Here is a 14,605-nt window from a genome sequence, read left to right as displayed (position 1 = left end):
TTACTATCTTTTGCAACCAAAGCAACTTTCAAGAAGAAAGAAAAAAAAGAAAAATTTTTGATTTTCATTTGGTCTTTTGATAGAATTTGGATATATTTGCCGTACCATTCTAAACGGAATGATACTATCTAACATAAACAAATAAAAAGTCAATTTACTATGGAAGTCGAAAAAATCATGCAAGCACTGGAGCAGAAGCATCCAGGTGAGTCAGAGTATTTGCAGGCAGTACACGAAGTGCTCATGTCTGTAAAGGATGTTTACAATCAGCACCCAGAGTTTGAGCGCGCAAGTATTATTGAGCGTATTGTTGAGCCTGAACGTGTTATCACATTCCGCGTACCTTGGGTTGATGACCAAGGTAAGGTACAGGTGAACATCGGTTATCGCGTGCAGTTCAATGGTGCTATCGGCCCGTACAAGGGTGGTCTGCGTTTCCACGCATCAGTAAACCTCAGTATCTTGAAGTTCCTCGGTTTCGAGCAGACATTCAAGAATGCACTCACCACATTGCCTATGGGTGGTGGTAAGGGTGGTTCAGACTTCTCTCCACGTGGTAAGAGCGATGCTGAAATCATGCGTTTCTGCCAAGCTTTCATGAACGAGTTGTATCGCCACATCGGTCCTGACGAGGATGTTCCAGCAGGTGACATCGGTGTTGGTGGTCGCGAGATTGGTTATCTCTTTGGTCAGTATCGCAAGCTGACTCACCAGTTCCAAGGTATGCTCACAGGTAAGGGCAGAGAATGGGGTGGCTCAATCCTCCGTCCAGAGGCTACTGGTTATGGTGCACTCTACTTTGTTCACCAGATGATGGAGACCCACGGTCTTGACATTAAGGGTAAGACTGTTGCGCTCTCAGGCTTCGGTAACGTTGCATGGGGTGCCGCTAAGAAGGCTACCGAACTCGGTGCAAAGGTTATCACATTGAGTGGTCCTGACGGCTATATCTATGACCCAGACGGCATCAGCGGTGAGAAGATCGAGTACATGCTCGAACTCCGCAACAGTGGTAATGACGTTTGTGAGCCATACGCAGAGAAATATCCTGGCGCACAGTTCTTCAAGGGTCGTAAGCCTTGGGAGCAGAAGGCAGACATCTATTTGCCATGTGCTACTCAGAACGAGCTTAATGGTGAAGATGCAGACAAGATTCTTGCTTACAAGCCATTGTGCGTAGCTGAGGTTTCAAATATGGGTTGTACAGCAGAGGCTGCTGATAAGTTCACTGCAGCGAAGCAGCTCTTCGCTCCTGGCAAGGCTGTTAACGCAGGTGGTGTGGCTACATCAGGTCTCGAAATGTCACAGAACTCTCTCCGTCTCTCATGGAGTCCGGAAGAGGTTGATCAGAAGCTCCATTACATCATGAGCTCTATCCATGAGCAGTGCGTGAAGTATGGTAAGCAAGCTGATGGTTACATCGATTATATTAAGGGTGCCAACATTGCGGGCTTCATGAAGGTAGCGAAGGCTATGCTCGCACAGGGTGTCGTATAAATATACCAGTCTTTCTATTCCCTCTCCTGCTCTCGAAAGCAGAGAGGGAACAAAGGTTTGTTCTATAAACTATCTTGACGATTTCACCATATAGGTAATTTATAGAACAAACCTTACCTCTACTGAGAGAAGGCTGGCAATACTAATTAATAAATATGAGTAGAACCAAACTTCTCACGATAGCGTTATTTACGTTATCTAATATCTTTACACTGACCATACAAGCACAGTCAGATGGTAAAGCTTCTTATTATAGTAACGGATTACACGGTCGCCGAATGAGCAATGGCGAACGTTACGACCGTAATGCCTTTACTTGTGCACACCGTACACTTCCCTTTGGAACTCGTTTGAAGATTACAAACCCTCGCAATGGTAAGTCGGTCATTGTCCACGTAACGGACCGTGGTCCTTTTGTTCGTGGACGTGTCGTTGATTTGTCATATGCTGCTGCACGTGAATTAGGTACTATTGCCAGTGGTGTGGCTTACGTTAAGGTCGAACTTGTACGAAAGGAGACAGAGATACCTTTCCCATCTGAGTCAACGGGAATACTTGAAATGCCTGAGATTGAATATGGTACAGCAGGCGTTTGCTATGAGTTTATCCCTGAATGGGAAAAGGTTGAGGAGGACAAACCAAAGGAGATTGAGCGCAAAGTGGATACTCACTTAAATAACAAGAAGATTCCACAGCAAGCGAAAATGGAGAAAAACAATAAGGAGAATAACGCTGATCCACGTAAACCGGTGCAGACGTCTATTCCATCCAACCAGCAGAATACCAAGAAAAAAACTCAGCCAACACCAGTCTATACCACCTCAACAGCAACCAACCGACAGCAGACTGTTCAACAGAATAAGTCTGGCACACAATCTACTACGCCAAAGAATGAATCAAGTAGTAGCTGGACCAACTTCTTCAAACGTGTGAAGGATGGTGTAACTGGACTCTTTGAATAGAAAAATATAAAAACAATAGCAGTCCCTCCCCCGTCCCCTCCCCCATAGGGAGGGGCGTAAATACCGTGATATCCCCGACCATTTCCCTTTAAGTCTTAGTATCTCTGTACAAGTATTATCTATGTTATAACTCGTTTCTAACAACAAGTTGATCCCCTCTTAGATAACATATAGAAAGATAATTAGTACCCAACACTATTGGTGTTTACCAACAGCACGACATGTGCTAAGCATCAACACGTCGCTTGAAGATAGGAAGAAAGAATATGATAGAATAATAATAACACGCTAATAGCTAACGAAGATGAAGAGAACTACCAGACTATACAAAAAGAAATAGGGGGCACATCAGTTCAATGATGCACCCCCATTTCGTCATTCAAAGATTTAGTTATCAGTAGTTAGTACTTACACAATAATTTCTTTATAATCTCTTTCAAATTCTATTCTCGTAGTTTTCAAGCCATAAGATAATTGTTGAAAGTCTCTCTTTCTATACTGTCAACAATCTTATTTGCTGGTCTTAATATCAAATTCTGTCACCTTACTTATACTCTTCTGACCCTGCAGAACAGTTAAAGCAAATCGTGCCATACCATTCTTTAATTTCTTATCAGCCTTCACAAGAGCTGTATAACGAACTCCTTTACCAGGAGCAATACTCTCAATATGGATAGATGGGCTAATATAGATATGTCCATTACCTGTTGTCTCCAATACCGATGGCTGCACATCACTGATAGCTTTGTCCCCACGATTCATCACCTCAAAGATAATCTTGCCCACCTCATTGCGTGACAACACACCATCTTGATTGTCATCTACGAAACGAGCATTTACAATCTCAATATTCGGAGTATATTGATAATTGCCTGCTAACTTATCAACACTTGACGCTGCTGGAGTCTTTATGCTCGGCTCTGCTGCACTATAACTGCCCGTATAATCGCTACCTTGGAAATCATAAATACGGTCGTCACCAGAGTTAGTCTTATCAAAGCCGCTGCTATCTACCCCATCATACTGCGCATAACCGTCCGTCTGATTATAATAGTCGTATCCAGTCTGGTTTCTCCTCTCCCGTTCCTTACGCTGTTGCACCTTCTCATAGTGGTCGTGTACATCGTCTTTCACACGCCTATCAGCCTTTGCACCAGTAGAAGCACCAATAATGGCACCACCAGCCATACCGACAATCGTACCTATATCTGAACCTCTCGCTCCACCTGCAATGCCCCCAATAGCGCTTCCAAGAATGCTTCCTAACGAGCCACCAGTTACAGCACCTGACCCTGTATAGGTATCGCAACTACTCAGCACCACAGCGGCAGAGAGGGAGAGTATTAAAGACTTCTTCATAACTTTCAAATTCTTAACGTTGGCAAAATTAGCTACATATTTTCACACTCACAAAGATATTTCCCTACTCAACGAGGGGAAAACCCTAAAATACCTAAACGTATCTTCTACTACTCTGATTTCCAGAAGTAAAAAGCAATAAAATTTATTATTCCTCTATCGGAAGATACAACATCAAATGATCAAACGCTATATAACGTTTACCAGCCCAAGTGATAATACCAATAGCATCGTTCAACGTACAGTTTCTTAATTCTTCATGCTCAGAAACAGAGACTTTATACGACTTTCCATTCTCATCTTTCACAGAGATAAAATCTGGTGTTATCGCTTCAAAACCAAGATAGAAAGTATAGGAATAAGCTTCAAAATCATTTATCACCTCCATTCCCTTTTCTGTTGGAGGCATCCAATCATCTTTTGCACGTATCAATCGCATCGGTCGAAACCAAGAAACATCCATCATAAACGACTCAAAAGCTATCTTCGTTGGTTTATCTCCTCCAAAGAAGACAAAGTGCGGATAGGTTATATCCTCTTTTGATAACTTGTCATTATTCAACCATTGCATAATAGAACGAGGATGTTGCACACAAGCATAATCATCTTCATTACTATAAAAACTGATTGTAAACTCTTGCTGATGTAGTTTACCATTCTCTCCCTCCTTCTGAAAATAATGAGTGAAAAGATATCCTGACATTATCTCTTCCACGCGCCAATAATCTGGGCGGTGCTCACTATGATGCTCACCGAACCAATAACCATCAAGATTGGGAGACAACTGATCCCACTGACCACGTCGTCCAGTCTCTGTAATCTGCTCTGTACTTGCAAGAATTGACAGATTGCAAAGTACATCAACCGTAAGCTTAACTAATCTTATACGTGTCAGTTTCTCTTCCGAGTCTTTTAGAGCTTTATGAAAGAGGGTCATCCTTGGCGTCTGTACAAAAAGAATATTACGATGACATACGCACAGAAAGAAGTTATAAACCTGCTCGTACTTTACCTTCATCTCCTTCGCATCACCCTGTCGAGTTTCAAAAGACGAAGGCAATACGCCAAGCAACATCAACAACAAAACCGCAAGGCAATAAGTATCCTCTTCCTGCAAACGCAAAAGGAGTTCCCTCATCTTCGCACCTTGCTTATCTGTTATCTCATCATCAAAATACAAACATTAACAATTTGCTCACAACATTCTATCCTCACACCCTCTTCTTCATCCTCATGCAAAGGATTATACCTCTCCATAAGCTTTGCTGCTTGTGCATAAGCATCTAACAAGCCATTAAGAATAATGCCCGTTTCGTCATACCACTCACGCTCCAACTCGTGATAAACTGCCTTACGCAAAAAGGCATCTTTTCCACCAACACGACCAAAAGAGTTATTTCCACCACCCGACTTTCCGATATGCCTCCACAACTCTTCACCTGTATTATATAGTAGCCTGAGTCGAAACACAGCATTCAGTTTCTCCTTTATCGCCTCGTCATCAGCATCAGCCTTAGACATTATTACCTGAGCTTCATCCCGCTTATCTACCAACTTAACAGTCTTATCATCTCTATTCATATCTTTCAACCTTTACGCTATCATCTTATCTGACAGTAATAACCTATCTGACAGATTTCCACTTTTTCATCTTCAACAGTTTATACAGCTACCAAGTTCAATCCTTAAAGAATGTCCCAACAAGACATTTCATACATGTTCAAACTTCCTTTCTTCATATATTACTAATTGCAACAATAAAGCTACTCTGTCGCAAAAATACAAATTAAATCCTTTGTGCCTCTCACAATTAAGCATTTATTTTGCAAACAGAAACAAAACAGTTGAAGAAAAATGAACAAAAACCAAACATTACTCGTAAGCAAATATATCTTGACAAACAAAAGCTATCAATCAATTAAGACGTATTCTCAATGCTGCAAGACAACTCCTAACAACTGATTGTACCCTAACTCCACAATATCTTACGACGTGCTAAGCCTCCGCACCATTGGTGCTAACCAACAGCACTACTCGTGCTAACCAACAACACCACGTGTGATGAGCAAAAAGACATCAGCAATAAAAGCAAAGAATAACGCTTAATGGTCATTATATCATAATAAAATATTTATACATTAAAATCACATCACTTATGATTAGAGGTCATATCACTTTCACATGCGACAACTGCAACAACACCTTTCGCGCATTAGACATTGAGTATAATGCAACAACATTCTCTGTCCCAATGCCTTGCCCAAAGTGTAACAGCCGATACACTTATATCCCAAGTCTAAGTATATTCGGCTTTTACCCTTTCGGCAACGACCGTGACATATATAAAAAGATTTAGGAAGAAATAAAGTAAGCATCCAAAATTAGCCGTCTTTTGTGGATACCGCATTGTTGCTACCTTTGCACAAAAAAGATGTTTGCACTGAATGAAACAAATGTTTATCGGGTTTGTTGTTCTCCTGTGGATATGCGCCAGGGAATGCTTTGATTATGTCAATTCGTCCGTGGTAACGATTTTAATCCATCTGATGGTTGTGTCTATGTGTTTTATAATCGTTCTCGCAATCGTATCAAGCTGCTTCATTGGGAACGATGTGGTTTTGTCGTATACCACAAGCAGATGGCACAGGGTTGTTTAAGTGGTAAAATCATGCAGCAAACCAAGGGATTTTATGAACTTCGATGGGATGAATTGGTCCTTTATATAGAAGGTATAAATCCTCATTGTTATCGAAGAAAACGTTACAATAAACCTTAGAAAATTCTTGCAAAATCCAGATATTTTTCGTACCTTTGTATCATATAAATAACTGGTTTTCTAATGAATACATCCAACAATAAGACTGCGTCTAACTATCATTTTTTAACTCGAGAAGATGTTATAAATCTTCTTGAGCAGAAAGACATGGAGCTTAAAAGTAAGGATGTAGAACTTAAGAGCAAGAATGTTGAACTTAAGCAAAAGGATGCAGAACTTAAGCAAAAGGACGAAGAGCTTAAGCAAAAGGATGCAGAGTTAGCAAGAAAATCTCAACGTATTCTTGAACTTGAGCGTATGGTATTCGGTAGACGTAGCGAAAAGCGTTTACCTGAGAGTCCCAACGGCTGGGCAGGTTCGTTCTTTGATAAAGATTGGGCAAAAGAAGGTAAACAACTTTCGGGGGAAATACCAACTATCATTAAGGAAGTAGAGAAGCAAGCTAAGCAGCGCAGGGAAGCAAGCTGTAACGCTCGTTCTACGAGAAAAGGCAAGCCATATGCCTCTTATGTTCCTAATGATATAGAGCGTGTGGTTACTGAGATTTATCCAGATGGGTATGATGAAAACCGTATGGTTATCATCGGTCACGATAAGACAGAACACTTGTGCTTACGTCCCTCAAGCTTTTATGTTAAGGTTGAAGACCGCATCGTCTGCCGTTTGAAAGACGCAAAACCCACGGATGCAAAGATTGACATACTGGAAGCTCCTTTACAGAAGCAAGCTGTGGATTGTTTTGCCGATGCCTCTCTGCTGGCTGAGATTATCACAGGAAAGTTTGTCTATCATTTGCCAGAGTATAGACAAAGCACCAGATGGAAAGAGTATGGCATCAACATCCCAACCTCTACCATAAACAGCTGGGTTCACAGCACAGCTAACGCTTTATATCCTCTATATAAACTCCAAGCAAAGTTGATTTTACAGAGTCCCTACTTGCAAGTTGATGAGACAAGCGTACAAGTTGCCGACCGTAAGGGTAAGACTCGCAAGGGTTATCTGTGGGGAGTAAGAGATGCGCTGCACTGCCGAGGGGTCTTCTTTCATTGGAAGGAAGGTTCACGATCTGGAGCCGTACCCGACGAACTCTTCAAAGGCTATCATGGTGCTATACAATCCGATGGGTATGAAGCTTACAGCAGATTTGAAAACGTTCAAGGCATAGAGCTCTTGGGATGTATGGCACATGTCCGGCGAAAGTTCGAGCATTTATCGACAAATGACAAGAATGCCGCCCATATCGTTAAGATGATCGCCGTACTCTACGAGTTAGAAGCAAACTTAAAACACAGTAACGCCAGCTACGAAGAGATTCAGGCTGAAAGAAAATCCAAAGCATATCCTATATTAAGGACTCTTGAAGCATATATGAAGGAGGTACACAAGGAATATCTCCCTGGCGAAGCTATGGAGAAAGCTCTGCGTTATGCCTTCTCCGTATGGATACGCATCAGCCGATACGTACAAGATGGGCATTTCAATATAGATAACAATCTTATGGAGCAAGCCATCAGACCCATTACGTTAGGAAGGAAGAACTATCTTTTCTGTGGCAACAACGAAGGAGCTGAAAACAATGCCATCTTCTATACGTTCATGGCATGTTGTAGGGAAGCAAAGATAGAACCTAACATGTGGTTAAGGCAGGTATTAGCAAAACCCTTGCTGGACATGGAGGATGAGGAATTGATTAAACTGCTACCCATAAACTATAAATAGCATAGAACCCTTATATGAAGCCAGTCATATAAGGATTTTTTGTGAAGTGGCAAGACGGCGAATTTTGGATGCTTACTATATATTAACAAAAAATAATCACCCCTTTTATTGCTTAATATATTTATTTTGTTTAAATTTGCTCACAGAATAAGAAATATATAAACAACCGTTAAGCAACACTTGGTGTATCGTCAAACGTACTAACACTAACCAACAATTGAGATTACAATATCTACAATACTCAGAATCATCTTTGGAGTAAAAATCTGTCCCGCTCGAAGAAGTTATTAAATATTAATAAAATCTATAACTAAACAAATAGAATTATCTCGGTAAGAATCCCCAAGAGCGACATATTCATTGTGGTAATAACTGATACACAAAGCTAACCACAACACAAAATGTGTGTTGAATAGATAAAAGCACTACGAAGAGTCCAAATAAGCAATACCTATAAAAGGTGACAATGAGTGTTCTGACATTTTAAATGCTATATGCCGTAAGGAAGTAAACCAACGCATAAAAAGCCAACTCACTAATTCGATGCTTAATAAATCTGATGTGATAAGGTTTCGTGACATCTTCAAATCATCACATAACTAAGAAAAGAGCGTGAAAAGCTGACTTTATTATTCAAAACAACAAAACCAAACAAAAAGAGTTGGCACCGAATGAAAGTGAGATAGAGACATAAATAACACCTAAACAATAAATATTACACATTAATCTTTAACTATAAGCAAAATGAACAACAAGCAGAACAAAGCGCAAGCCTTATGGCGAATCTGTATGATGGCACTGATATGGATGTTCGCTACTGAGCTTTATGCGCAAAATGTCACGGTTAGTGGCATTGTGAAAGACCCAACGGGCGAGCCTGTAATCGGTGCTTCGGTAACGGTGAAAGGTACAAATATGGGTACTGTGACTAATATCGACGGGCAATACACCCTACAATGCCCCACAAAAGGCACGTTAGTATTCTCATACTTGGGAATGAAGCCTAAAAATGTAGATATTAATGGTCGACAACAGATAAACGTTGCCCTTGAAGAAGAAGCCACTGCGCTTAATGATGTGGTGGTTACGGCATTGGGAATTAAACGACAAACAAAAGCATTGGGTTATGCTGTCACCGAACTGAAAAGCGATGAACTGGAACGAGCCAACACGGTTTCTCCTGTTACAGCATTGCAAGGTAAGGTGGCTGGTGTAGAGATCAGCCAGTCAGACGGTGGAATGTTTGGTTCTACTAAAATTCAAATAAGAGGTGCATCTACTCTTAATGCCAACAACCAACCTATCTTTGTAGTAGACGGTGTGATATTAGATAATGCTACAAGCCAATCAGGGGACGCTGACTGGAATAGCAATATCAACGACTATGGTAACCAACTAAAGAACCTTAACCCCGACGACTTTGAGAGTGTGAGCGTACTAAAAGGCGCTGCAGCAACAGCATTATATGGTTCACGTGGTTTGAATGGTGCTGTCGTAATTACCACTAAAAGTGGGAAAGCAGGCAAAGGTGTTACTGTAAAGGTTTCGCAAACTATAGGATTAGAAACAGTCTATCGTTCTCCAGATCTACAAAACACCTATATGATTGGAGCTTTCCCTGGTGCTGTAGATTACGGAGACGAATACACTGCCACGGGCAACCTTTGGAGCGATAACATGACATCGTTCGCTCGTAACTCTAAAGGTGAATACTCGCTCATCGAACAATATGGTAACTATGCTTGGGGACCTAATATCTCATGGGCTGAAGGTAAACAGTTTGAACAGTACGATGGGACAATGGGAACAGCGAAAATGTTCCCAAACAACTATAAAGATGCTTACGACACAGGCTTTAATACCAATACGAATGTATCATTGCAAGGTGGTAATGATCGTACACAATTCTATGCTTCAGCATCTTATAAATATAATAAGGGTACTACACCACGCAACACCTTTAACCGTCTGTCGTTCTTAGGAAAAGCTTCACAAAAGATTGGAAATATCGTGACGGTAGATTTCAGCGTGAACTTTACGCAATCACAGCCCCGTAATGCACCATTAAACATTGGAGAATACTTTGCTAATAGTACGTTCCCACGTGAATACGATGTTAATCGTTATCGTAACCTTTACAAAGGGGAACATGGTGGACTTGCCAGCGAAAGATATGGCGATCTCTATCGTGCTGTACCTGGCAAGGAGCTGTGGTGGAGTATCTTTGAAAACGATTACAAACAAACAGAAACCATGTTTCGCCCTGTGCTTAACATCAATATTCAAGCACTGCCTTGGCTACAGCTTTCAACTGGTGGTTCGCTCAACTATTATGCCATCGATGGCGAGCTAAAAGCCCCTGGTAGTGGTTATGCCAACGAAGGTGGGTCTTATGCACTCTCACACACGCACACTACACAAGAGAACTTGTACCTTGCGGCCAACCTAAACTATCAAATTAATAAGGACTGGGAAGTGCACGGGTTCTTACGTGAGGAATATTTTAACCAATATGCACAGTATAATAGCGAGAGTACGAACGGTGGACTTATTGTGCCCAACCAATTCTTTATCAAGAATTCAAAACAACAAGCCAGCTTTAATGCGTATAAATTCAACACCAAGCGTATCGTCTCTACCATCTTTATGATTGGAACAAGCTGGAAGAATCAACTATTCTTGGACATAACGGGACGTAACGACTGGTCCTCAGCCTTGGTTTACAGCTACGGAACAGGTAATTTCTCTTATTTCTATCCTTCTGTTTCGGGCTCATGGATCATCACAGAAACCTTCAAAGACAAACTTCCAAAATGGGTTAGCTTTGCAAAGGTACGCGGTTCTTGGGCGCAGGTGGGAAACGACACCTCTCCTTATTATATAAATTCGGGCTATTCTGTGGCAACATATCAACGTGGCGACAAGAAAATATATGGAATGACTATCCCTGAGAATATGAAGAGTACCAACTTAAAACCTGAACGTAAGAATGCTTGGGAAGTGGGACTTGACTGGCGTTTCCTTGACAGTAGGATTGGGGTAGACCTCACCTATTATAAGGAGAACACTCGAAACCAAATTATGACTATCAATGTACCTTGGGAATCGGGCGTAAAAGAAAAGCTAATCAACGCTGGTAATATACAGAACTAAGGTATAGAAATAGCACTCAACACAACTCCTATAAAGAAGAAACAATGGCAATGGGACCTAAATTTCACTTACACTCGCAACCGCAATAAGATTGTAGAACTAAGTCCTGATGTAACCTCTTACATTAATCTGGATGGTGCAGCAAACTATGGTAACTACCGCATAGCATCTGTTGCCAAAGTAGGCTCCGACTATGGTATGCTAATGTCTGACTCTTGGATAAAGACCGACGAAAAGACTGGCAAACCAGTGGTGGGCTACACTAACAAATTCCGAACAGTGTATTATAAGCGCGGAGGTACTGTGAAAGAAGTTGGATCGATGTTGCCTAACTTCCTTGGATCACTAAACTCTACCCTGAGATGGAAAGACCTTAGTCTCTATGTGCTATTTGACGCACGCTTTGGAGGATACGTTGCTTCGTATAACTCACGCTACGCAACTGCATACGGTTTCTCTGGAGAGACCGAGAAATACCGTAAGGGGATGACCTGGACCAGCAAATACGCTAATGCGCAAGATAAGGTGTTTACTGATGGCTTTATTCCTGATGCCGTTTTCGATGCAGGGACTATTGTTACCACGCCGGGAGGAACTAACCAAGACGTTAGTGGAATGACCTATCAGGAGGCTTACGAAAAAGGTTATGTAGAACCTGCACACCTACAAAGTGCTGCATACTTTAAGAATAGCTGGGGAACAGGTGTTATTAACGATGATTGGTTTAAGAAAATCAACTACATCGCTCTGCGAGAAATAACTCTCTCGTACAACGTTCCAACCAAAATTAGCAGCTATATCGGTGCAAAGAACTTATCCCTTAGTTTCACCGGACGTAACTTGGCATACCTACTGAACACTGCGCCAAATCACGAGAATCCTGAATCGGTACGTGGAACAGGAGCTGCGCAGTTCCGTATGCGATCATTTATGCCTTACACAGCAAGCTATCTCTTCACATTAAACGCTACATTCTAAATGCCTTTCATTATGAAACAGAATATTATAAAATTCAAGTCGCTCGCCTTTGGTATATGTGCCACATGCATGATACTAACAACAGGATGCAGCGAAAGCGAATACGCAAAAATAAATACCGACCCATCGACTATCGCCGAAGGAAATCCTGTGTTCTTGTTTACTCAGGAACAGGTGCAATACCAGCCCTTCGATTACCTGCTGTGGTATTACGATGGGGCTTACACGTCAAAAATAGTTCAGGCATATTCACCATCAAGTAGTTTTAATGACTTGTATAACAAGTTGGCTGAACTGGGCGGTGTGGGTTCTCAGCTTATTTATGTTAAACGATACGAGAACGATATTAAATCTACTATCGATAAGATGCCAGCTAACAAAGCTGCTCAATATTCACACCTTTCGGCTATGGCAAACGCTCTAACAGTTTACATGGGACTGTTCGATACCGACCTCTTTGGCTCAAGACCTTACTCTGAAGCTGCACAAGCCCAATATGGAGGTACATTAACACCGAACTACGAATCGCAGGAGAGTCTATTCGACCAATGGCTGACCGAACTGAACACCGACCTGGATAAACTGAAGTCAACGACAACGCAGATAAGTGTTGGAGACAATGACTTAGCCTACGGGGGAGATACTAAGAAATGGGTAAAATTTGTAAACGCCCTAAAACTTAAAATTGCAGTAAGACTTCTTCACCAAAACAAAGCTAAAGCCTTAAAAATAGCTGAAGAGGTGGGTGCTGACGATGCAAACGTGATGCAATCTATTGCAGACGACTATGTATATAATAAAGGTACAGGTGGAGATGGTGGCAACAACACCTATGGAAGTGATAATAGTGTGAACTTAGGTGTTAGCAGCAAAAACGTTATCGACTTCATGAAACGTAACAAAGATCCACGAATGCTGGTGATGTTTACCAAAAACGATTTCAACTCTGAGGTTATTCAAGCATTCTTCGATGCACAAGCAAGAGGGGATAACAACTGTGCTATTCCTAAATATATTTTAGACCAGGTGAATTATACAACGGATGCTTCTGGTAAAAAACATTTCGACAGTTGGAAAGATGACGGCGAACCATGGGTGCGCTATCAGGGATTGCCTATCGGTATGGCTATATCAGAAAAAGCCGAATATACTGGAAACAATAACTATTTTGTAACTACCAGATGGAAAGTAACTGATGGAGACAAATCTAAAACCTACTCACCATTGTCGTACTTTAACGAGGAATTAGTGCGTGGTCGCGTTGACTTCACTTTCCCAACAGCTCCAAAAGGTAAGGTGGTACAAGACACTGAAGATAACCCACTTTACGAGATGACCCTTTCCACAGCTGAAATGAACCTCTATCTGGCTGAGTTTAAGTTACTGGGTGCTAACTTGCCACATACTGCAGCTGAATACTTCAAACTTGGCGTTGAGGCTTCAGCAAAGGCTTATAACCGTTTAGCAATACTAAACAAAATACCTTATTACGATAAGGCACATTGTAATGACAAGTTAGACGAGCCAGTTACCTACGGTGATGCAGCCATTGCTACGATGATGGCTAATTCTGACTACCAACTAACAGGTAATATTCCAAGTGACTTAGAAAAGGTTTACATCCAATTGTATCTACATTTCTTCTATCAACCACTTGAGCAGTTTGTAACAGTGCGCCGTTCTGGCGTTCCTAAAGTTGGTAGCTCGCTCATTCCTTGGATTACAATGAAGCCCAACACTGAGTTGCCTCGCCGATTCTATATCGCTCAACCCGATCCAGCCGATAAAATGCGTACTATTATTGAAACTGCGATGACGCAGCAAGGATTCACCTTTACAGATGGCCAAAGACCTGAACTGCTTAACTCTGAAAGGGTGTGGTACGACAAGGGGGCTCCAAACTTTGGCGAAGGTCCTAACTACTAATAGGGAGACTTGCAGAATAAAGAGGCATCAATAAACGCTATGAAGAAGCAAGTGGGTAAAAACACCCAATAAACTTGTGCTCACATGCCTCAAGATTGTTTTCGTTAGATTATTGAAAGAGGGTGTGTCAATTGTGAACACACCCTCCTTCGTGAAATAAATGGATTACAAGAGATTTTAGGTCTCTTTTTGTCACTTAAACCAAAATCTCATCTTTAATCGTCGAATGCTC

General features: G+C 41.5%; 8 protein-coding genes and 1 pseudogene. 6 read left to right on the top strand and 3 right to left on the bottom strand.

Going from position 1 to position 14,605, the window contains the following annotated elements:
• Nucleotides 1-159 precede the first annotated feature (159 nt).
• Both gdhA and J5A56_RS03630 read left to right on the top strand, forming a co-directional pair.
• Nucleotides 160-1,497, top strand: a complete 1,338-nt coding sequence (gene gdhA, locus J5A56_RS03635; protein WP_021672376.1) for an NADP-specific glutamate dehydrogenase — start codon at nt 160-162, stop codon at nt 1,495-1,497.
• A gap of 155 nt (nt 1,498-1,652) precedes the next feature.
• The gene (locus J5A56_RS03630) at nt 1,653-2,459 is read left to right on the top strand and encodes a septal ring lytic transglycosylase RlpA family protein (protein WP_021672377.1); all 807 of its coding nucleotides are present in this window, start codon (nt 1,653-1,655) and stop codon (nt 2,457-2,459) included.
• Between the two features lie 510 nt (nt 2,460-2,969).
• Here J5A56_RS03630 and J5A56_RS03625 read toward each other — a convergent pair.
• The 3 genes from J5A56_RS03625 to J5A56_RS13420 form a co-directional block, all read right to left on the bottom strand.
• Nucleotides 2,970-3,818 (bottom strand): hypothetical protein, encoded by an 849-nt coding sequence (locus tag J5A56_RS03625; protein ID WP_021672378.1) that lies wholly within the window; start codon nt 3,816-3,818, stop codon nt 2,970-2,972.
• A gap of 148 nt (nt 3,819-3,966) precedes the next feature.
• Nucleotides 3,967-4,956, bottom strand: coding sequence for a hypothetical protein (locus tag J5A56_RS03620; protein WP_249112014.1), 990 nt, complete (start codon nt 4,954-4,956; stop codon nt 3,967-3,969).
• Between the two features lie 20 nt (nt 4,957-4,976).
• A complete protein-coding gene (locus J5A56_RS13420; RefSeq protein WP_249112012.1) occupies nt 4,977-5,399 on the bottom strand; it encodes a hypothetical protein in 423 nt (140 codons plus the stop codon).
• A gap of 979 nt (nt 5,400-6,378) precedes the next feature.
• On the opposite strand from J5A56_RS13420, the gene tnpB reads away from it, so the two are divergent.
• From tnpB to J5A56_RS03600, 4 genes and pseudogenes are all read left to right on the top strand, one after another.
• Nucleotides 6,379-6,594 (top strand): transposase, encoded by a 216-nt coding sequence (gene tnpB / locus J5A56_RS13415; protein WP_249112009.1) that lies wholly within the window; start codon nt 6,379-6,381, stop codon nt 6,592-6,594.
• A 63-nt stretch (nt 6,595-6,657) separates the two neighbouring features.
• Entirely contained in the window at nt 6,658-8,316 is a 1,659-nt protein-coding gene (gene tnpC / locus J5A56_RS03610) for an IS66 family transposase (RefSeq protein ID WP_211815440.1), read from the top strand.
• Between the two features lie 744 nt (nt 8,317-9,060).
• Nucleotides 9,061-12,447, top strand: a pseudogene (locus J5A56_RS03605) (SusC/RagA family TonB-linked outer membrane protein).
• A gap of 12 nt (nt 12,448-12,459) precedes the next feature.
• A complete protein-coding gene (locus J5A56_RS03600) occupies nt 12,460-14,373 on the top strand; it encodes a SusD/RagB family nutrient-binding outer membrane lipoprotein (RefSeq protein WP_036919818.1) in 1,914 nt (637 codons plus the stop codon).
• The last annotated feature ends 232 nt before the right edge of the window (nt 14,374-14,605 follow it).

Origin of the sequence: Prevotella melaninogenica (genome assembly GCF_018128065.1) — a bacterium.
GTDB lineage: Bacteria > Bacteroidota > Bacteroidia > Bacteroidales > Bacteroidaceae > Prevotella.
The sequence above is the reverse complement of the archived record's forward strand: the minus strand, read 5'-3'. Positions and strand labels throughout refer to the sequence as shown.

Excerpts from the sequence above, each read along its gene's own strand:
- J5A56_RS03625 (WP_021672378.1), bottom strand. The coding sequence starts at position 3,818 with ATGAAGAAGTCTTTAATACTCTCCCTCTCTGCCGCTGTGGTGCTGAGT.
- J5A56_RS03620 (WP_249112014.1), bottom strand. The coding sequence starts at position 4,956 with ATGAGGGAACTCCTTTTGCGTTTGCAGGAAGAGGATACTTATTGCCTT.
- tnpC (WP_211815440.1), top strand. The coding sequence starts at position 6,658 with ATGAATACATCCAACAATAAGACTGCGTCTAACTATCATTTTTTAACT.
- gdhA (WP_021672376.1), top strand. The coding sequence starts at position 160 with ATGGAAGTCGAAAAAATCATGCAAGCACTGGAGCAGAAGCATCCAGGT.
- J5A56_RS03600 (WP_036919818.1), top strand. The coding sequence starts at position 12,460 with ATGAAACAGAATATTATAAAATTCAAGTCGCTCGCCTTTGGTATATGT.
- J5A56_RS03630 (WP_021672377.1), top strand. The coding sequence starts at position 1,653 with ATGAGTAGAACCAAACTTCTCACGATAGCGTTATTTACGTTATCTAAT.
- J5A56_RS13420 (WP_249112012.1), bottom strand. The coding sequence starts at position 5,399 with ATGAATAGAGATGATAAGACTGTTAAGTTGGTAGATAAGCGGGATGAA.